Below are 20,530 nucleotides of genomic sequence, written 5' to 3' on the forward strand. Positions count from 1 at the left end.
TCAGTTCAGTCCGGCATCGCAGCCTCACTCAGCACAGCGTCCGGCGCGGCCACGACGGCTTCCGTGGCCTCGCCGAGGTAGGCCTCCCGGACAGCGGGATCGGCCCGGACCTCCTCCGGCGTCCCGTCGGCGAGGACCTGCCCCTGGTGCAGGACGACGATGCGGTCGCAGGCGGACATCACCAGCGCCATGTCGTGGTCCACCACCAGGACGGCGAGGCCCTCCTCGTGCGCGAGATCGCGCAGGTTCGCGGAGAGCTCGCCGATCTCCGTCATCGACAGGCCGGCGCCGGGCTCGTCCAGCAGCAGGACGGCGGGGTTGGCGGCCAGCGCGCGGACGATGCCCACCAGCCGCCGCCTGGCCATCGGCAGCTCGGTGGGCAGCCGGGGGAGGTCCTCGGCCAGCCGGAAGCGCTCGACCGCCGTGTGAGCCGGGGCGGGCAGCCGTCCGTCGGTGTGGCCGGCGTTCTCCGCCGCGACGCGCAGGTTCTGCGCGACCGTCAGGTCCTCGAACAGCTCACCCGCCTGGAAGACCCGGCCCAGCCCGGAGCGGGCGCGGACGTCCGGCCCGTCGCCGTTGAGTGATCTCTCGCCGAGGTGCACGCTCCCGCTGGTCGTCGGTGCGAAGCCGCCGATCGCGTCGAGCAGGGTGGTCTTGCCTGCCCCGTTGGGGCCGACCAGCCCGGTGACGATCCCGGGCAGCGCGCGCAGCGTGGCGGCGGACACCGCGGTCACTCCGCCGAACCGCACGGTCACGTCGTCCGCGACCAGCGCGCCGCCCTCCCGCGCGGGCTGGGTCCCCTGCGGGAGCGGGGCCGGGTCGTTCTGGAACCGCTTGTGCCACGCGACGCCGTTCTCGTGCACGAGAACGGTCAGGACCAGCGCGGCGCCGAAGATGGTGGCGTAGTTCTCCGCGACGAAGCCGATGTGGAGCTGGGAGATCAGCAGGTAGACGAGGCCACCGAAGGCCAACACCCCGCCGAGCAGACCGCCTGTGATCGACGTGACCCCGGCGATCACGGCGAGGCTGACCAGGTTGATCGACTCCATGAAGGAGAACTGGGTGAAGGTGACCGAGGAGCTGCGGAAGCCCAGCAGCACGCCCGCCGCGCCCGCCAGGGACGACGAGATCACGAACGCGGACAGCTTCGCCCGCGCGATGTTGATGCCGACCGACGCGGCGGCCCGCTCGTTCGTCCGCACCACGAGCAGCCGGCGCCCCAGCCTGGACCGCCGCACGACGGCCACCACCACACCGGCGACCACCAGCCAGAACAGGGCGACGAACCCGTACCTGTCGGGATACCGGGCGGCATCGACGTCCAGGCCGAACACCGTCGGCAGATGCGGCTGGGAGCCGGTGATGCCGCCGGTGTAGTGGGTGCTCTCGAAGAGGACCCCGGAGACGGCGACGGCCATTCCCATGGTGAGGATGCCGAGGTTGATGCCCCGCACCCGTAGCGCGGGCAGGCCGACGAGCAGCCCGGCGATCGCGCCGACGGCCGCACCGGCCACCGGCGCCAGCACGAACGGCAGCGAGTAGTCGAGATCGAGCCGCACGGCGGCGTAGGCGCCGAGCCCGGCCACGGTCATCTGCGCCAGGCTGATCTGGTTGGCGTACCCGATGAGGACCACCAGCGACAGCACCAGGATGCCGAAGACGATCGACAGGATCGCGGCGTCGCGCCACTGGGCGTCACCGACGAGCAGGACGACGACTATCCCGACCAGCGCGAGGCCGACCGGGATGGGCCGGAACAGTCCCGCGGCGACGGGTGCGGCGGGGACGGCCGGCAGCCGGTTGCTCGCCCTGTCCCGGCGCAGGGTGAGGATGGCCATCACGGCCACGAAGGGAACCGTCTGCGGCCAGCCGAGCTGGAAGCGGCTCGGGACGTGCTCGGCCACCAGGTGGGTGACCACGCTCTCGCCGACACCGAGGGCGATGCCGCCGGCCAGCGCGAGCAGGTAGCTGTCGAACCGGCCGAGCAGGGCGGCGGCCAGCGCGAAGGCCATCACCGTCATCATCGCGGTGTCGAACTGCCCCACGATGGGGGCGACGAGGATGCCGGAGGCGGCGGCCAGCACGGATCCGAGAACCCAGTTCAGGCTTCCGAGCATGTGCGGCGAGGCGCCGAGGGCCTGGGCGGCGGACTCGTGCTCCGCCATCGCCCTCGTCATCAGCGGCAGCCGCGCCCACGCCGACCAGGCTGACAGGGCCACCACGACCACGACCGCGAGCGCGAAGATGATGATTCGCTCGGAGGGGATCGTCTGGCCGAACACGTCCACGCCCGAGGACGGTAAGGATGTGTCGGGCACCCGCTGGGCGCTCCCGAACACCGAGTGCGCCAGACCGATCAGGGTGCCAAGGATTCCCAGGGTCGCCACCATTCGCGAGAGCTGGGTGCGGTGCCGGATGATCCTGATGACCAGCAGGTAGACGGCGGCACCGAAGACGGCGGCGCTCAGCAGCGTCAGCACCGCGGCCAGACCGGCCGCCATCCCCTGGTCGTCGCGCAGCCAGTAGAACACCAGCGCGCCCCACAGCGCGATGCCGCCGTGCGCGAAGTTGATTGTCCGTGACCCACGGTGGATCGCCACGATGCCGACCGCGCTTACGGCGTAGACACCGCCGACACCGAGCCCTAACAACGCGAACTGTAAGACGGCCCGCAGATCCATGGAACCCCCTTGGCTAATGCCTGAATTAGTAGCGACGCGATTCGTGTCGCGTAATCGCCCCGCCCGTCCCGACGAGGGCTATTGCGGACCCTTGCGCAAGAGCGTAAGCTCGTGAGCGCTCACTCGCAAGGGTGTGCGGCGGAATCGTCTGATGGTGAAGTTGCGTTCCGCAGTCTTTCGGTAGCGGCAGGCGACGCTCACCCTCAGGGTACGGAGGATTACGGATGGCCGAAGCGGATCAGATTGCCTCGTCGGCGATCCCGGGCGGCGGCCCGGTGAAGTCGACGGCCGCCGCCTCGACGGGTGCCGGCCCGCCGGCCGCGATCGAGGCGCGCGGGCTGGCCGCCGGCTATGGGCGGGTTCCGGTGTTGCGGGACATCGACATCAAGGTGCGGCCGGGTGAGGTCGTCGCCCTGCTCGGGCCGAACGGTGCCGGGAAAACCACGCTGCTGCGGACGCTCGCCGGGTACCGGCGCCCTACGGGCGGCGACGTTTTCCTGTTCGGTGCTCCTTGTAACCGGGTTCCGGTGTACAAGCGCTGTCGCCAGGGCGTGTCCTTTATGGGCGAAGAGCGGCATATCTTCCCCGGTTTGACCGTTCGGCAGTCGCTTCGTCTCGTCCGCGGCAAAAGCGGCCACCAGGAGCTGTTCCCGTCCCTCGACCGGCGCATCGGTCACCGCGCGGCCCTGCTGTCGGGCGGTGAGCAGCAGATGCTGGCCCTGACCCTCGCGCTCGCCCGGGACCCGCGACTGCTGCTCATCGACGAGCTGTCGCTCGGCCTCGCCCCGCTGGTACGTGAACGCCTGCTCGACACCGTGCGGGCGACCGCCGACCGCGGCGTCGGCGTGCTCGTCGTGGAACAGAACGCGAGATCGGTGCTGAGCCGCGCCGACCGGGCCTACGTCATGCGGCGCGGCGAAATCGTGGACGAGGGTCCAGCGCAGAGGTGGCTTGACGATCTCGACGGCCTCGCGGCGCTCTACCTCTCCTGACAACGGCGACCTCTCCTGAAAACAGCGCTGCGCGTCCGGCGTCGGGGCTCCTGGGAACGCCCGGCCCGTGAGGTGGCCCGATCACGCGCTGATATCTGATCGCTGGTCGTCAGACTGTTCATCCCGTCCTGCTGTCGTTCTGGTTTATCAATTGAAAGCTGGGGGCTGGTAATGCTGAAAAAAATTGCAAGAATGCTAGCGGTGATGCTGTCGCTCGCGATGGCACTTGCCGCGTGCGGCAGTGGGGGTAGTGATGACGGCGGGTCCGCTGATTTAGCGAGTGGACTGACCGGTGAGCCGATCAGAATCGCCTCGATCGCGGGTATGAGCGGTGGGGTGAGCAGTAACCCCGAGTACGCGGCGGGGGCCAGGGCGGCGGTACGGGGAGTCAACGAGGCCGGTGGGATCGACGGTCGGCCGCTTGAATTGAAGCTCTGTGACAACCACCAGAACGGGACCGACTCGGCCAACTGCTTCCGTGAGATTCTCGGCGATGACAGCATCGTCGCGATCGCGGGCGCGTCGGACAACTACCACGACGCATCGAAGGCGCAGATCGAGGCGGCCAAGATGCCGCTCATCGGCCAGTACCCGGTGTCGAAATTCGACCTCACCAACCCGCTCGCGTTCAATGTCAACGGCGCTGTCGTCGTCGGGTTCCACGGCTTGGCACGGGATGTGGTCTCCAGCGGTGCCAAGCGTATCGGGCTCGTCACCCTCGACATCCCGACCGCGGACGTCATCCGCAAGACCGTCGGTGACGTCTTCACCGAGGCCGGTATCGAGGTCGTGAACAATGTCCAGCTCGCGCCCTCCACGGCTGACCTCAGCGCGCCGGCCCAGCAGGTCACGCAGGGCGACCCCGACGCGGTAGTGTGGTTGACCTTCGCGGCGCAGACCAGCGTTGCTGTCAAGGCACTGCGGTCGACGGGCTATGAGGGGACGGTCGCCTTCGCCGGCAGCGCGTTCGAGAAGAGCCAGATCGAGGAGATGGGCGCCGGTGGCCCGCTCACGGTCGGTCTCGTTCTCCCGCCGGCCTGGGACACTTCCACTCCGTATGGGAAGCAGTTCAACGAGGACATGAAGGCGTACGAGCCCGATGGCAAGATCGACGAGCTGAGCATGAACAGCTGGCTCGGCATCAAGATCTTCGCTCAGTTGGCGGCTACGCTGCCGACGGTGGACAGAGCGTCGGTCCTCGCCGGGATCCAGAAGATGTCCGATGTGGAAACCGGCGGCCTGACCCCGGCCATCGATTTCTCGAAGCCCAGCTCGCTGCCCTACGCCGCCATCTACAACCCGGCGTACACCACGGTGCACGTGAAGGACGGCAAGGTGGACTGGACGGGCAAGTTCTACGAGTTCGGGACGGGCAAGGAGCTCACCACCGCCTCGTAGTCCGACCAGCCAGGACGATCGACGGCGTCACACCCGTCGTGGACATAGGAGAAACGCGCCATGACATTCCCGGGCCGCCTCGACGGCAAGGCCGCGATCGTCACGGGCGCCGGGTCCACTCCCGGGCCCGGTGTCGGGACCGGGAAGGCGACGGCGATCGTCCTGGCCCAGGCCGGCGCGAGCGTCCTGCTTGTCGACATCCACCCCGAGCGGGCCGCCGAGACCCTCGAGGTCATCGAGAAGGACGGCGGCACCGCGGCTGTCTTCGCCGGTGACATGACCAGCTCCACCGACGCCGAAGGGGCGGTGCGCGCGGCGGCCGACCGCTTCGGCTCGGTGGACATCCTCGTCAACAACATCGGCGTGGCGATCGCCGGGACGGTCGCCGACACGTCCGAGGCGGACTGGGACAGGTCGCTGGCCCTCAGCCTCCGCACGGCCTTCCTCGTCTCGAAGCACGCCGTCCCGGTGATGGCGGCGCAGGGCGGGGGGTCGATCGTGAACATCGGGTCGATCGCGGGGTTCCGCGGAACCGGCAACGCCGGCTACTCGGCGGCCAAGAGCGGGATGCACGGGCTCACCGTCGACATGGCGTACTCGCACGGCCGCCAGGGCATCCGGGTCAACGCGGTCGCCCCGGGCCACATCACCACCCCGCTGATGTACTCCGTCCTCGGGGAGACCCCCGAGACCGAGTACCGGCAGCGGCTTGCCGCCGAGTCCACGATGCTCGGGACGGAGGGCACCGGCTGGGACGTCGCCCACGCCGCCGCCTTCCTGGCCAGCGACGCCGCCCGCTGGATCACCGGGGTGGTCCTCCCCGTCGACGGCGGCGTCACGGGCGTCACCCCGCTGATCATGGCCGACCGCCTGCGGGCCGTCCCGGCCCCGTCGGCCTGACCCACGCCGCCGGCCAGCCCATCCTGCCGGCCAGCTCGACAGCCCGTCCCCCGTGCACCGCCGGCCGCCGGTCCAGCGGCCGGCGGTGTGACGTCCGCCTTCAGGAGCCGGTCAAGGCGGTCGGTTGCCCCGATTTTCTCGATATCGTCCGTCGGATGTCGGCCGCCGACGTGCCGAGACCGACCGGCCCCCCGAAGGGCCGCACCCCGGCCGCCGGGTGGTGGCGCAGCTCCGCCTCGTCGTAACGCCGCGTCCCCTGGTGCCAGCGGAGCACCCCGGCCAGCCAGCTCTTCAGCTCGCCCACGTACCCCCGCAGGACGTCCCGTGCCTCCTCCGTCAGCTCGTAGGTGTCGAAGAGGGCGGGCAGCTCGACGTCGACGACGTGCTCGAACTCGCGCAGCCGCGCGGTCATCAGATCGTTGACCACGCCGATCGCGCGTTCGGCGCCGCAGCCGAGGAAGTTCTGGACCACGAGGACACCGTTGTGGATCTCGCCCTCGAACTGGATCTCCTTCTGGTACGAGAAGATGTCGTTGAGCAGGCAGGAGTAGTCGGCGGCCGAGTTCTCGAGCGCCCTGACCGGCCGTGCGCGGTAGATCTCGGCCGGGACGACCCGCCCGTGCCCGAGCCGGGAGAGGCTCATCGTCAGTTCGGAACCGAAGGTCCGGCGCCGCATCTCGATGTAGTCGACCGGGTCGGGGATCCGGTTCTGCGCCTGGTTCGCCAGCTCCCACAGCCAGCTGTCGAGCATGATGCAGACCGTCCGGCGGAACGTGCGCCGGGAGTCGGGCGTCATGTCCCGGGTGGTGCGCGGCCACAGGTCGGCGAGGCCGCGCTCCAGCCCGCCGACCGGGACGGGCAGCGGGCCGGGCTCCACCGGCATGAGCTCCTTCAGCCGCTCGGTGCAGGCCCGCGCGCCGGCCAGGTCGCGGGTCCGTCCGTACAGGACCGGGTAGAGGTCGTCGGCGTAGGTCCCCCAGGTGAGCCATCCCGTCGTCAGGTCCAGCTCCGCGGCTGTCGCGTCCGGATGGATGGCCGCGGAGCACAGCGCGAAGTCGGCCGCCCGGAGCTTGTGCTCGTCCCAGATGCCGGGTACCGGGTCGAGAAGCCCGACCGCCGCCGACCATTCGACGATGTTGTGACGGGCTGCCGCCAGATGCCGGCTCTCACCGGTCGTGAACGGCATGTAGAAGGCAGGGAGCTTCACCGGCCCCACGACCTGGTGCGGGACGTGGGTGAAAGCGCGCATCCGGGCGGGCGCGGTGGCCAGCAGCGACGCCGCGATACGCACCGCCGACGTGCCGAGCCCGGTGGCATCCCCGGGAAGGTTGCCGGGAACGGGCCCGGTCGCCCCGGACTCCGCGTTCATGTAGCGGCTGGACCGCATGTGCCATTCATGGCCGCCGGCCTGCCAGTCCTGCAGCCCCTTGACGTACGCCAGGACGTCCCGCCGGGCGGTCGGGGTGACGCCGTGCTCGTCGAGCACCGGCGGCAGCTCGGTCACCGCGGTGTGCTCGAACTGGTGCAGCCGCGAGGTCAGCAGGTCGTTCACGGCGTCGGCCGCCTGCTGGGTCGGACACCCGAGGAACCGCTCGAGCACCAGGACGCCGTTGCTGAGCTCGCCCTCCTCCTGCACCTCCCGCTGGTAGGAGAACAGGTCGTTACGCAGGTGGACGGCGTCGGAGAAGGTGTCCCGCAGCACCTGCGCCGGCCGGGTCGCGGCGATCGCGTCGGGCACCTCGGCGTCCGCGGCGTGCTCGACCAGGTTCGCCGACCAGGGCGCGCCGCCGACCTTGCGCCGCATCTCGATGTACTCGACCGGGTTGGCCAGCCGGTTCTCGTCGATGTTGGCCAGCTCCCACAGGGACTCGTCCAACAGATGACGGGTGCTCGTCGCGAACCGCCGCCGCCAGGCCGGCGTGCGGTCCGGGACGGTGCGGGACCACAGGTCGGCGAGGCCACGCTCGACCGGGTTGGCCGGCTCCGCGGTGACTGCGCCCTCGACCGGCATGAACAGGCGCAGCCGGTCGAGATACCGGCGGGCCCCGGCGACGTCCCGGCCGCGCTTGTAGACCTCGAGGAAGTGGTCGTCGAAGTAGAAAACCCAGACGTACCAGTCCGTGATGAGATCCAGCCGCGCCTCGTCCGCGTCCGGATGGGTGTACGCGCACAGCAGCGCGTAGTCGTGGGAGTCGAAGTCCTGCCCGCTCCAGATCGCCACACCGTCCTGCGGTACGTCGATCATCTCCATCTCCCCGGCCCACGCCCGGCTGTGCACGCGGGCGTGCTCCAGGTTCGGATTCAGCCGGGGTGGATAGGGCAGGTAGAACTCCGGGAGCGTGAAAGGCTGCATGCGCCGGTCAGAACCTTCCTCTGCCAGAGATTTCCGGTGTCCCGAGGGAGTGACGCCGCTTTCTAATGCCCGATCTCGACGTTCTCGAGGACACCGAGCGCATCCGGCACGAGGACGGCCGCGGAGAAGTAGGTGGTCACCAGGTAGGAGATGATGGCCTGCTCGCTGATGCCCATGAACCGCACGGACAGGCCGGGCTCCAGCTCGTCGGGCAGCCCGACGTGGTGCAGGCCGATCACGCCCTGGTTCTCCTCGCCGGTCCGCATGGCGATGATCGACGTCGTCCCGGCGGCACTGACCGGGATCTTGTTCACGGGCAGCAGCGGAACCCCGCGCCAGGCCGGCACGTGCTGGTCGTGGAACAGCGCGGTGGCCGGGTAGATCCCGCGGCGGGTGCACTCCCGCCCGAACGCGGCGATCGCCCGCGGGTGGGCGAGCAGGACGTGCGTGCTGCGCCGGCGGCTCAGCAGCTCGTCCAGGTCGTCCGGGGTGGGGGCCCCGTCACGGGTGTGGATGCGCTGGCGGAAGTCGGCGTTGTTCAGCAGGCCGAAGTCCCGGTTGTTGACCAGCTCGTTCTCCTGCCGCTCGCGCAGCGCCTCGACGGTGAGCCGCAACTGCTGCTCGATCTGGTTCATCGGCTCGTTGTAGAGGTCGGCGACCCGGGTGTGGACCCGCAGCACCGTCTGGGCGACGCTGAGCTCGTACTCCCGCGGCGCCAGCTCGTAGTCGACGAACGTCCCGGGCAGGGCGGGCTCGCCGGAGTGCCCGGACGAGATCGCGATCTCCGCCTCGCCGGCCCGGTTGCGCGGCGGGCGCGGGCGGGCAAGGTAGTCGTCCACGTGCTGGCGCAGCTCCGGCGACTGGTCGAGAAGCTCGGCGAACCGCTGGCGCGGCAGCACCAGGGCCGTCGTGCTGGTCACTGCGCGCACCGAGAACTCCCAGGTGACGGAGTCCTCGACGAGCACGTCGTCGCCGAAGTACGCGCCGTCGGCGAGAATCCCGAGCGATCGCGGGTCGTCGTAGTGCCCCGGCGCGACCTTGTCCACCTTGCCGTGGGCGATGACGAACAGCTCGTCGGCGGCGTCACCGGCGGTCACCAGCGTGTCGCCGGCGGCGAACTCGCGCTGGGTGAACCGCTCGGCGAGCGCGTCGAGCACGTCACCCTCGAAGCCGCGCAGCACCGGCAGCTCACGGAGCTCCGCCGGGACGACCCGCACGTCCGAACCGGTGTTGACGACGGTGATGAGGCCGTCCCCGACGACGTAGCTCAGCCGCCGGTTGACCCGGTACACGCCGCCGGCGGCCTGCACCCAGGGGAGGACACGCAGCAGCCAACGGGACGAGATCCCCTGCATCTGGGGGACGGACTTCGTCGTCGTCGCGAGGTTGCGCGCCGCGGCCGTACCAAGGCTCGACAGCGGCTGGCCGGCGGCACCGTCCTGGACGTCGGAGCTGGCCTGCGCGGGCGTGGTCATACTAGCCACCTATCTCTGGTCATTCAGGGGACTCTGGTCATTCAGGGGACGAGGGCGGGACTCCGACACCGGCGCGCGCGGGGGAGCTCCTCAGCACGGTGAATCCCCCCGGGAACCGCGACGTGCGCGGTCGGCGTCCTTTACTGAGATCCCGGCGCTCGGTCGAGGCCGGATCGATCCCGGCGCGGACCGGCGCCACGGACAGAATTGCAGGCAGAACTACATGACGAAGTGCAGGCGGAACATCGAAAGAACGCGAAGGCTTGTGGCGGCGCGCCCGGAGGCGCGATCGGTCTTTGTTGTGAAGCTGCGCGTACGATGAATACTTCGGTGATCATCCCCAGGTGTGAAACCCGGCGCGCCCGGGACCGTTTTCAGCCCGCGATGCAGTTTCCGCCGCGGTGCGGCGCGCAGTGGAAGCCTTTCGTATCGATCGTCCCGATGGCAAGCACTCCACGGAACCAATCGAATCTGGTCCCTGGTGATTGTCCTCCCTGGTCCCTCGAAATTGTCCTACCGATCACGCGGTGTCACGGAGGTGATCCGGCGGACGTCCCCTGCCCGGCCCGTTTTTGCCAGTAGCCGTCGGCATATATCCAGAAATTTCCGGGTGTCTACGATTCGTACCCGTCAAATCCTCAGTGCAGTTTTCGGTGCACGCTGGGTAATGGTCCCCGGCGGTGTACTAGCCGTATCTGCTTATTGATGTCGGCCGATGCTGAGCTGTAATCACTAGCAATCGCGCTGACAGATGGTCACAACGGCGGGCCACATCCGGCGCTTCCAGCCCCCGCGGGCCAGCGACGGACCATGCGCCGGCCACCAGCCGACCGACGCCCGCCTGCCCGCCGAGCTGTTCGCCTGTCCGTCCGCCGGCCTGCCGTGGCGCGGCGGCCCCCCGCCCGCCGCGCCACGGTTCCGGCGGCGGTTGGTCAGCGCCGGGCGAACTGGCTGCCCGTCGTCTGCACCGAGGCGGGTGCCAGGTTCACGGTCTCGACAAGCTGCTCGCCGTAAACGTCGGTGATCCGCACGGTGAACGGCCCCGGGCCGAGACCCTGCGGTGCCACGAAGTAGTTCCACATCTCCCGCGGCAGCGCCGTCCAGGCGCCGTTCACCCGAACCTCGAGCGAGACGACCGGATTGCGGTGGTTACGGACCTGAATGGCCAGCCAGTAGGCCGACGACCCCTCCTTGACCCGGAACTGGACGGATCCGATGTCAGCCGGGCTCACCAGCCGCCAGGTGACGTCGACCAGCCCGGGTACGCCGCCGGCGATCCGGGCGAAGGCCTGCTGGCTCAGGTCGAGATGACCAGGACCGCACTCCGGGCACCGGTCGGTGACCTTCACGACCGTGGTGCCACCGGGTCCGGTGACCTCGATGTACGCGCCGCAGGCGCGGGCCGTCTCGTAGTCGAGCTCGTTCATCGCCACTACCGGCATGGCCGGGTCGGTCAGCCGGTCGAACATGCAGTTGCCGCCGCCGTCCGCGCCGTAGTGCGTCGCCGGACCGGTGCGGACCACACCCGGCTGGATCCGGCCGGGTGTGACCGGCACGGTTGTCGGCCCTGCCGGTGCGCCCGGCGCCGGCGCGCCTGTCACCGAAGGCCGGCCGGGCGGCGCCGACGGACCGGTGGGCGCGGTCGAGGCACCGGTACCCGGCCCGGCGGTGCCGCCGATCGTCGGCCCGGCAGAAGGAGCGGGGCTGATCGAGGGCACTGGGGTGACCGAGGGCGCTGAGCTGGCCGTGGGCACCGAGGTGGGCGTGGACGACGGACCGGGCGCAGACGCCGCGGTCGCGGTGCTGACCGGGTCGGGCTCCGGCGGACCACCGCCGACCGCCGGTTGGCAGCCGGTGGCGAGGACGACGACGGCCGCCGCCGCCACGCCGAGCAGGGCACGCCGAGCCGGCGAGACGAAACCTGGGGCGGGGGACATCGGAACTACCTCCGTGGCCGGAGCGCCGACGACAGCCGGCGCCGCTCTACCCCTCCCCGGACCTCGCACGCTAGCGGGTGTCGCGATCAGCCGTCGAGCGCCCAGGGTAGCTACGAGAACACTGTGGCGATCTCGAGGTCGCATGTTGTGTCGCGTTGGTTCTGGTATGTCCAATTGTTCGGAGGTCCGTGTACTGTGCAACCGCCGTCGGGCGGTGTCCGGGTCGGCCACACAGGATCGACTCGCGCCCCCTGTCGCCTGTCGCCGCAGGGGCTCCGGCCCAGGTGGCCTGGAGGACGCCGTGGTCAGGCCGGCCCGTTTCTGTCGTCGCCGGGTATTGCCGAAACACAGATATTGGTGGCATCCTACCGACACTTAGCCGGCGCCCTGGGGAGGACGAGGTGGATTCTGGTATAGCCGGGGGCGCCGCGACGGGGCGAGTTGGTTCCCGATATGCGGGTGCGGTTACCGGCGAGTACCTCACCCTCGGCGGTGTTCCAAAGTCACCATGGCCGAGGCCCGGCATGAGCCACGGCCCACCCGGTTCACGGAAGTAAGCCCCGCTAAATAACTCGTACAGACCGGTCGATGGCTCTCCGTGCGCACGGAGAGCCTGACTTTCCGGCTCGACGGAACTTGACGGAATGCGTCGTGATGGCGGGTCGCCCGCCTGCGAAGCACTGCCTTCTCCGTGGCCGCCCGGACCCTCTCCGGTCGACTGATCCGTCGTCCCGGCGCGCCCTGAAGGGCGTTGACCGATCGATTCCCAGATTCCGCCACGTACATAACGAGAGGTCACTGATGGCGCGTAAGAAGCGATTACTCGGCGCGGCCGTGGTCTGCGTCGCTACCCTTGTCCTGGGAGCCTGCGGGGGCGGTGATTCCGACACGGCCAGCCCGGCCAGCGATGCCTCCAGCAAACCCGTTTCGGGTGGCATCGCGCGAATCATCATGACGAGTGACCCGACCAGCCTGGACCCGGCGTCGCTGGCCAACCAGGCGGCGATCACGGCGGTGCTGGGCAACGCCCTGTACGGCACGTTGCTGACCACGGACGAGACCAGCAAGGTCGGCTACTCGATGGCCGAGTCCTTCACCACGACCGACGGCGGCGCCACCTTCGAGCTGAAGCTGCGCCCTGACCTGGTCTTCTCCGACGGTACGCCCCTCAACGCCGCGGCTGTGAAGTTCAACTGGGACCGCATCAAGGACCCGGCCACCGCGTCGTCGAGCCTGCCGGAAGCGGCAATGGTCGCCTCGACCGAAGTGATCGACGACCGCACGATGAAGGTCACGATGACCACGCCCATCGCGGCGTTCGCGCAGGCGGTTGTCGGCACGGTTCTGAACTGGGTGGCCTCGCCGGCAGCCCTGCAGAAGGGCAAGCAGTCCTTCGACGAGAAGCCGATCGGCGCGGGACCCTTCACCCTGCAGAGCTGGACCCGTCAGGCCGAGATCAAGCTCACGAAGAACCCACGCTACTGGGACGCGCCCAAGCCCTATCTCGACGGGATCACGCTGCGCACGGTGCTCGACTCCAACCAGCGTTACAACACTCTGACCAGCGGCGGCGCTGATGTTTCCATCGAAACAAACTGGATCAACCTCGGGAAAGCCGAGGCCGCTGGCCTCCCGTCCGACCTGCTGCCGCTCAGCGGTGGCAACTTCCTGGCGCTCAACACGCGCCGAGCCCCGTTCGACGACATTCGGGCGCGGCAGGCCGTGTCCGCGGCGCTGGACATCGACGCGCTGAACCTGGCCGCCTACAACGGGAAGGGCAGTGTCGCGGAGACGCTGTTCACCGATGCCTCACCCTTCTACTCGAAGACGCAGCTGAGGTCCACCGACCGGGCGAAGGCACAGCAGCTCTTCGACGAGCTGGCGGCCGAGGGAAAGCCGGTGTCGTTCACCTTCTCCAGCTATCCGACCAGTGAGAACAAGGCGATCGCGGAGAACGTCCAGGCCCAGCTCAGCAGCTTCAAGAACGTCAAGGCCGAGGTCGCGATCATCGATTTCGCGAAGGGCGCCGCGCTGCGCTCGACCCACGACTTCGACATGGTCATCTCGTCGGCGGCCTTCCAGGACCCCGAGCCGCGGCTGCTGGCGAACTTCACCGGGAACTCACCGGCCAACATGTCCGGTCTCGCGGACCCGGAACTGGATGCGGCCCTGCTGGCCGGCCGGACCGCGACCTCGGTGGCCGATCGTAAGGCGGCCTACGACAAGGTACAGGCGCGACTGACAGCGATGACGCCGGTCATCTTCCTCATGCGATCGGCCCCCGGCGCGATCGCGGCCAAGAACGTCAACGGCCTCAGGCAGTACGGCGCCGGCTCCCTGCTGCCCGAGGAGCTGTGGATCGAGAAGTAGCCCCCGCGGTGGCGCCCCGGGAACGCCGTGCATCTCACGGTCCCGGGGCGTCAGCGTGTCCGCGGACGCCGGCCACGGTGGTGGCCGTCCTGCACCGTGACACCAGGTCCGCACGACGGGCATCCGGGAGCGTCTGACGCCGCGTGCCGACACCCCGGGCAGTGGAAGACCACGGGGCCGCGCCAGGGAACCGTCGGCGGAACCGGCAACACGGGGCGAGGCGCCTTCGCCCGCCGCCGCACCCATTGGCGAAGCGGAGATCTCATCGGTTCAGCGTGCCACGGACGCGGCTGGCGGTGGCGGCGGCGTCCCGTCGCCGTCTCGTCCCTGATGCGCTGGCCATGTCGGGTACGCCCACATGGGCGGTCCCCTCATTCCCGGGTCATCCGCCGATACTTTCCCGGATCCTCGCGGTGGTCTGCCGGCCGGCCCATCTCATCACCGCGGCGGGCAGCATCAGCACGCTACCGGCCTCCTTCCGGACGACGTCGAAGGCCAGTTCCAGTGTCTGCAGCATCGGGGTGTAGGCCGGCGGGACCGGGGCGAACAGGCTCGCGGCAAACCGTGTGGCGACGGCAGCCGATCTCCAGAGGAGCCCCGCCGAGACCGCCTCGGCGAAGGACTCCGTGGCGATCTCGGCGTCGGCGAACATGGCGAAGAGCTCGTCCAGACCGGGGTCGGGCGTGGCCGTCCACAGCCGCAGGAAACGTGCCCCCGCGGTGGGAAGGCCGCCTTCCTTCCGATCCTCCTCGATCGCGACGGCGAGGCGGGGCAGCTCCTCGGTGAGGATGTCGGCGTGCAGCCGCCGGGCGACCGCGAGCGCAGTGGCCACGAGGGGCTCTGCTCTTGCCTCCGGATCGTCGAGGAAGGACAGCTCCGCGAGGATCGCCTCGCTCTGCGCGTCGAAGTGCTCGCCCAACCGGGTCTGATAGCTGCCCCCGACGGCGAGCCGGCGCAGCTGGTCGTGAGTGTCCTTGGCCGACAGGCCGAGCTGGCGCAGCCGGCCCGGGTCGAGGACGGCCTGGACCATGCGCGTGGCGCCGTCCAGCCGGCCCCAGATCCAGTCGTTGACCCGCCAGGATCTGCTGGCGAACCCGCCGAACCAGAACAGTTCCGTTCCGGCGATCTTGGCCGGGGTGGTGGGCCCGCCGAACGAGTTGGGGGTGAACCCGCTGATCTGCTGGAGCAGCACCTCCTGCTCCACCTCGGGCGGCGCGCCGGAGATCGCGATCTGGCACACCTCTACCGCCAGCAGCCTGCGCAGCAACGACGCCGGGGACGGCTGCGCGCCGTCGGGAAACAACGCCTCGACCAGGTTGTGCAGCAACTCGGCCTCGTCCGCCGCATCGGAGTCGCCAGCCGCGTCGGGAGGACCGGCCGCGTGCCGAACGCCGGGCGGGCCGGCCGGCGGACCGCCTGGCCGGGCGCGCGCGGAGACATGCCGCAGGTCGCCGCCCGCCTCGGCCAGGACGCGCGCGATCCGCTCCGCGACGGCGCCCAGCCGGTCAGGCAGGGAGGCGGCCGGGGCCTCCTTGGCCCCCGGCGGCAGCGGCCAGCGTGACAGCGCGGCCTGAACCCAGGAGCGAAGGCACTCCTGACGCTCCGTCGCGTCCGAGCCCCGCGCCGGGGGAGCCGGCGGCCGGGTGGCCCAGCTCCGCCAGAACACCTCGTCGTCGCGGCGGCATTCACGAAGCTCGGCCAGCGCTTCGTGGAGGCGCCGGCGGTGCCCGCGCAGCCGCCGGCGGGTAGTCACCTCGGCGGGGTCGGTCGGATCGGCGAGCCACATGGCGCGCTTGAAGACGTCGACCGCGAGGGCGCCGACGCGCTCAACCGGCTCGACCCCCCAGGCCCAGAGCGCGGGGTCGGCGTCAGCGGCTGGCAGATGGTCGTCCGGCGGTATGTAGGAGACGCCGCCGGCGCGCGTGCCGACGTCCCGTAGCACCGCTGCGAGCTCGGGACGGCTCCACCAGATCCGGGGCCGCGGGGCGGCCGCCGCCAGCAGCGCACCGATGCGATCGGCCTCCTGGTACGAGCGCGTGCTCCGGTAGCCGTCCATCAGCTTCTCGGCGAGCTTCTCGTTGAGGTGGTGGACGATCCTCGCGCGGTCAGGGCGGTAACGGCGGACCCGGCCGTTCGTCGCCTGGATCTCGGTGAGCTCGGCGTCGACCGACTGCGCGTAGGGCAACGTGGCCAGCGTCCGCAGCACCGCGGCCGGCGTCGGCGGCCGGTCGTCGGTATCGCTGCCGAGGCTGTAGACGTCGCCGAGACCGGCGACCTCGGCCGGGGCGGGACTGCTCGGGTCGGGGTTCACATGCACCAGGAGCCGCCGTACCTGTTGCTCCGCCGGCTGGGCGTAGATCGCGGCGAGCGCCGGTTTCACCGGCTGGTTCAGCAGCACTCCGCCGTCCATGACGTACCGGCTCCGGTCGAACTGCGCCACCGCCGGCAGGCCCGCGCCGGCGCCCATGTCCGGATGGTAGGAATCCCTCCCCGCTTCCCCCACCGGAATGAAACTCGGTTCGAAGGCGACCGGAAACGACGCGGTGCTCCGGCTCGCCAGCGCCAGCCGGTGGGTAATCCTCGCGTCCCAGAAGGGGTCAAGTACGGGTGACGCGTCCGCGGCGCGGGTGAATCGCAGCGCTCCGGTATGGGCCGATTCGATGATCTCCGTCCCGAAGTCGTCGACGCGCTGTTTCGGCTGGCCGCGCATCAGCGTCGTGTTGATGATCAGGTCGATCGGCCGCTCGCTCGCCGGCACATACCGCTGGGATCGTTCGCCCGCGGGCACGATGCGTTCGAAGGCACTGACCAGCTGGGGCAGGAAACAGTCATCGCCGCGCAGCAGGGACGCCGGGTGCGGCTCACGCGGGTCGCGCAGCAGCGCGTCGAACGAGCCCAGCTCGGCCCACAACTCGCCGAGCGGGCGCAGATCGGCCCCGTAGGCCTGGGCATACGCCAGCAACGCCCCGTTGATGCCACCGGCCGACGTCCCCGCGATCACATCTGCCCGCGCCCTCCCGTGGACGAGATCAAGAAGTCCGCCGTAGACCGTCGCCGCTTCCGAAAAGCGCAGATCCGCCTTACCCGGGGCCGGATCACTCGGACGGCGCCGGGTAAGGCTGTTGATCTCGTTGACCACCCCGCTCATCCACACCGCGAGGCTTATCCCGCCATTGAGAACGACCGCGATTCGAATGTCCTCCAGGTCGTCATGGTCGACATTGAGCTGGTTGCCGCTGCGGCTCATCGCTCTCCTTGACGAGAATCCCGTGTGCCGGGAACGGGGCCGGGTGTTCGTGGGATTTACCGGCAATCCTCACCCACGTCCGCCTCGTCGCGGGTGGGCCGCCACCATGCCGCGCATCCAATCATTGCGCCGGGCCGCTGGGAGTCGTGCCGCGCCGGCGTCGGCGGGCCCGCCGGTCAGCCGCACGGCGGCCCGTAACCAGCAGACGAGGGCCGGTGGTGTCCCACAGCCGAATCCTGCTTTCGGTGACCGTGATGTACATCTGGCCGTCGGCTCTGAGCGGTCAGGTGACCCGGCCGGAAGCCGGCGCCGGAGCGGATTGCCGGTCCGGGATCTGGCGGGTGAGGAACATCGCGGCCAGGGCGATGGCGGCGAGCAGCGACAGAGCCGCACGCAGACCGTCGAGGCGGGCGTCCGCGTTGGTGGCAGTGATCGCCTTGGCGGTATCCGGCGGGACGCCGGCCTCGTCAAGCCGGATCTTCAGGTCCCGGTCGGACAGGAAGGGGACGCCCTCGGCCAGGCGCACCTCGGCCTGCGTGCTCAGCTCCGCCGGTACGGCGGGGTCGTGCCGTACGCCGGTGAGGAACGACGAGGTCAGCGCGGAGATGAGAACCGCCCCAGCTGCCGCGGTACCGATCGACGCGCCCAGGTTTGTCACCGTGTTCTGCACCCCACCGACCTCGCCGGTGTGCTCGTCGGCGACCGCGGACACGGTGACGCTGCCGAGCTGGGACGCGAGCGCGCCCACCCCGAGGCCGGCGAGCAGCATCGGCCAGGTCACGATCTCCGGTCCGGCGCCGGCGTCAAGCGCGGCGATCAGGATCGTTGTCCCGGCGAACAGGGAGAGGAAACCACCACGGACGATGCGTCGCGGTGAGACGTGCGGGAGGGCTTTGGGAATGCCGACGGCAGCCACCAGAAGGGCGATGGACAACGGCAGCAGACGCACGCCGGTCGCGACCGCCGAGAGCCCGAGCGCCACCGACAGATACAGCGGTACCACGAAGAAGAGCCCCGCCTGGAGCAGATACTGGAAGAAGAACGACGTGAGCCCGGCCCGGAACGTCCGGTTCCGCAGCAGCACCGGATCGAGCAGCGCGGCGGCGCCGCGGGCCAGCCGGTGATCCTGCCACCGGACGAAGAGCAACAGGATGGTTCCGCCCGCGAGGGCCAGCCAGATCACGGGTGAGAGCCCCAACCAGACGGGCGCGCCGGGCGCCGGCCGGACCAGGCCCCAGCTCCCCGAGCGGAGGACGCCGTACACGATCAGCGCCAGGCCGGCCGCGGACAGCACGGTGCCCACGATGTCGAGACGTCCCTGCGCGGTCGGAGGCGTGTCCGCCATCCCCCGGGTCAGCCACAGGATGACGCCTACCACGAGGACCTCGCCCGCGAAGACCCAGCGCCAGGACAGGTAGGTGGTGAACAGGCCGCCGACGAGCGGACCCGCCGCGACCGCGATCGCGCCGGCGGCGGCGACCAGCCCGTAGGCACGCGGTCGCTGCGCCGAGGCGAAGTTCGACGCGACCAGAGCGACGACCGCGGGCATGATCAGCGCGGCGCCGACTCCTTCGAGGAACGACCAGCCGAACATGAGCACGGCGAGATTCCCGGCGACGGACGTCGTCAGCGACCCACAGCCGTAGACGACGCAGCCGATGGTGAACACACGCCGATGCCCGAAGAGCTGCCCCAGCCTGCCGCCGGTAATCATGAACGCGGCCATCACCAGGGTGTAGAAGGTGATGGCGGTCTGAATTCCGGTCACCGTGGTACCGATGTCCGCGGCCACGGTGGCGATCGACACGTTCATGACCGAGCTGTCCAGGGTCATGAGGAACTGCGCCGCCGCCAGCGTGGGAAGAACGACCAGGCCGGCCGAAGCGGCCTCCGGCCCGGCCCCGGGGCCCTGAATCCCCGCTGCCCGGGGTGTCATCGTTCGCGCTCGGGCCGACGCCTGGTGGTGTCAGGATCTCCGCATCCGGCCGCATCGCCGGTTCCCTTTTTGGCCCGCATTCCCACCTTGGCGCGAGCGGCTGCTTTGCGCGTCTCGTTGTACCACATTCCGACGATCGCCCCTCCGGTGAGAACAACGCCAAAACCGATCAGCCAGGAAAGGATCGTGAAAACGACGCCGATGCTCCCGTAGCTCCGCTCGTTCGTGACGATGGACGCGGAGAAAGTAAACCTGCTCACCACGCCAAGACCGGTCAGCCCGACCGTCGTGAACGCGGCGGCCGGCCATGCCTCGCGCCACCCGAGCCGTCCGAGGGTGAGGACCCTGATGCCGATCCAGAGAAGGAACAACATACCCGTGGTACTGAGCAGGCCGTAGCAGATCTGGCCGGTAGTGGTGCTGGTGAGCAGCGCCCCGGCACCGGTGGCGCCGGCGAGAAAGACGATGAGCTCGCAGAGCCAGACGACCTGGGCCGGGATGCCCCGAAGCCCGAGCGGCTGGACCCTGAAAACCTGGACATACACGGACTGCACGGTCGCGGCCAGGGTGAGGCCGCCGAGAATCAGCCAGAGCGCGCCCACCACCGTCCAGCCGCTGTGGACCGTTCCGTCCTGCGGCGTGAACAGCCGTTCGACGGCCTCCGCGGCATCCTGGTTCAGGCCCATCCGCCTGATGATTATTTCTGCCGCGCCTCCGGGGCGCAGCGGCGACAACGCCGCCAACGCGATAATAAAGGGGAAGAACATCATCAGAATGAGCGCGGCGAGACTCATCGAACTGTTGATCAGATCGCCCTGCCGCAATCTGGATGTCAGATCCTCCACCGCGGCGTTCCGGAGCCGTGCCCGGATCAGCCGGGCCTTTTCCGCCAGATGTCCGAACCGTCGCCGCAGCCGGTCCGCGACGGAGCCGATGGATCCGCCGGATGGTCGAGATGTGCGCCGGTCACCGGGCGCGCGTGGGCTCCCGGGCATAACTCCCCTCCGACCACGGTATTCTCGCCCATCCGGCTGACCGCCGACCGGGCCGTGCACCTCAGCATCGCGGCGCGCGAGTGTCCTCGCATCTCCGGGGTCCGAAACGGCGGAACATACTCCTCACGGCGAAGACACGAAAAGGGTCCGGATCGCCGTAGGTCGCGGAGAAAACCGATCAGAGCGGAATTGGCCTCGTCCGTTCGTTCCTGCTGGGTCCAGCACCAATGCCGTGAAGCTTAAGTC

General features: G+C 69.7%; 11 protein-coding genes. 4 read left to right on the plus strand and 7 right to left on the minus strand.

Translation table 11 applies throughout. The features are described 5' to 3' along the window. Positions 1-5: 5 nt before the first annotated feature. The gene (locus tag E0504_RS34560) at positions 6-2,681 is read right to left on the minus strand and encodes an ATP-binding cassette domain-containing protein (protein ID WP_131626621.1); all 2,676 of its coding nucleotides are present in this window, start codon (positions 2,679-2,681) and stop codon (positions 6-8) included. Between the two features lie 224 nt (positions 2,682-2,905). Here E0504_RS34560 and E0504_RS34565 point away from each other — a divergent pair, with 224 nt between their 5' ends. From E0504_RS34565 to E0504_RS34575, 3 genes are all read left to right on the plus strand, one after another. After that, positions 2,906-3,673 carry an ABC transporter ATP-binding protein gene (locus E0504_RS34565; protein ID WP_112105960.1) on the plus strand — a complete coding sequence of 256 codons (768 nt, stop codon included), beginning with the start codon at positions 2,906-2,908 and terminating at the stop codon, positions 3,671-3,673. A 219-nt stretch (positions 3,674-3,892) separates the two neighbouring features. Then, complete coding sequence (locus E0504_RS34570) at positions 3,893-5,071, plus strand: ABC transporter substrate-binding protein (protein ID WP_306769289.1); 1,179 nt, start codon at positions 3,893-3,895, stop codon at positions 5,069-5,071. Between the two features lie 60 nt (positions 5,072-5,131). Then, the gene (locus tag E0504_RS34575) at positions 5,132-5,971 is read left to right on the plus strand and encodes an SDR family NAD(P)-dependent oxidoreductase (protein ID WP_112105959.1); all 840 of its coding nucleotides are present in this window, start codon (positions 5,132-5,134) and stop codon (positions 5,969-5,971) included. A gap of 100 nt (positions 5,972-6,071) precedes the next feature. On the opposite strand, the gene E0504_RS34580 is transcribed toward E0504_RS34575, so the two are convergent. The 3 genes from E0504_RS34580 to E0504_RS34590 form a co-directional block, all read right to left on the minus strand. Then, entirely contained in the window at positions 6,072-8,324 is a 2,253-nt protein-coding gene (locus E0504_RS34580) for a family 2 encapsulin nanocompartment cargo protein terpene cyclase (protein ID WP_112105958.1), read from the minus strand. A 62-nt stretch (positions 8,325-8,386) separates the two neighbouring features. Continuing rightward, complete coding sequence (locus E0504_RS34585) at positions 8,387-9,799, minus strand: family 2B encapsulin nanocompartment shell protein (RefSeq protein ID WP_020463016.1); 1,413 nt, start codon at positions 9,797-9,799, stop codon at positions 8,387-8,389. A gap of 932 nt (positions 9,800-10,731) precedes the next feature. Then, positions 10,732-11,736 (minus strand): expansin EXLX1 family cellulose-binding protein, encoded by a 1,005-nt coding sequence (locus E0504_RS34590; protein ID WP_112105957.1) that lies wholly within the window; start codon positions 11,734-11,736, stop codon positions 10,732-10,734. Between the two features lie 801 nt (positions 11,737-12,537). On the opposite strand from E0504_RS34590, the gene E0504_RS34595 reads away from it, so the two are divergent. Next, positions 12,538-14,106: an ABC transporter substrate-binding protein gene (locus E0504_RS34595; RefSeq protein ID WP_112105956.1), complete on the plus strand. Its 1,569-nt coding sequence runs from the start codon at positions 12,538-12,540 to the stop codon at positions 14,104-14,106. Positions 14,107-14,488: 382 nt separating this feature from the next. Here E0504_RS34595 and E0504_RS34600 read toward each other — a convergent pair whose 3' ends face one another. From E0504_RS34600 to E0504_RS34610, 3 genes are all read right to left on the minus strand, one after another. Next, entirely contained in the window at positions 14,489-17,353 is a 2,865-nt protein-coding gene (locus tag E0504_RS34600; protein ID WP_131626622.1) for a patatin-like protein, read from the minus strand. A 283-nt stretch (positions 17,354-17,636) separates the two neighbouring features. Then, on the minus strand, positions 17,637-19,289 hold the full coding sequence (locus E0504_RS34605) for an MFS transporter (protein ID WP_112105954.1): 1,653 nt from the start codon (positions 19,287-19,289) through the stop codon (positions 17,637-17,639). Beyond that, positions 19,286-20,134, minus strand: a complete 849-nt coding sequence (locus E0504_RS34610) for a YihY/virulence factor BrkB family protein (protein WP_243657752.1) — start codon at positions 20,132-20,134, stop codon at positions 19,286-19,288. Before E0504_RS34610 ends, E0504_RS34605 begins: the two co-directional genes overlap by 4 nt. Positions 20,135-20,530: the final 396 nt, after the last annotated feature.

The organism is Parafrankia sp. BMG5.11 (assembly GCF_004337455.1).

Coding starts and splice junctions, on each gene's coding strand:
- E0504_RS34560 (WP_131626621.1), bottom strand. CDS start 2,681: ATGGATCTGCGGGCCGTCTTACAGTTCGCGTTGTTAGGGCTCGGTGTC.
- E0504_RS34565 (WP_112105960.1), top strand. CDS start 2,906: ATGGCCGAAGCGGATCAGATTGCCTCGTCGGCGATCCCGGGCGGCGGC.
- E0504_RS34570 (WP_306769289.1), top strand. CDS start 3,893: ATGGCACTTGCCGCGTGCGGCAGTGGGGGTAGTGATGACGGCGGGTCC.
- E0504_RS34575 (WP_112105959.1), top strand. CDS start 5,132: ATGACATTCCCGGGCCGCCTCGACGGCAAGGCCGCGATCGTCACGGGC.
- E0504_RS34580 (WP_112105958.1), bottom strand. CDS start 8,324: ATGCAGCCTTTCACGCTCCCGGAGTTCTACCTGCCCTATCCACCCCGG.
- E0504_RS34585 (WP_020463016.1), bottom strand. CDS start 9,799: ATGACCACGCCCGCGCAGGCCAGCTCCGACGTCCAGGACGGTGCCGCC.
- E0504_RS34590 (WP_112105957.1), bottom strand. CDS start 11,736: ATGTCCCCCGCCCCAGGTTTCGTCTCGCCGGCTCGGCGTGCCCTGCTC.
- E0504_RS34595 (WP_112105956.1), top strand. CDS start 12,538: ATGGCGCGTAAGAAGCGATTACTCGGCGCGGCCGTGGTCTGCGTCGCT.
- E0504_RS34600 (WP_131626622.1), bottom strand. CDS start 17,353: ATGAGCCGCAGCGGCAACCAGCTCAATGTCGACCATGACGACCTGGAG.
- E0504_RS34605 (WP_112105954.1), bottom strand. CDS start 19,289: ATGACACCCCGGGCAGCGGGGATTCAGGGCCCCGGGGCCGGGCCGGAG.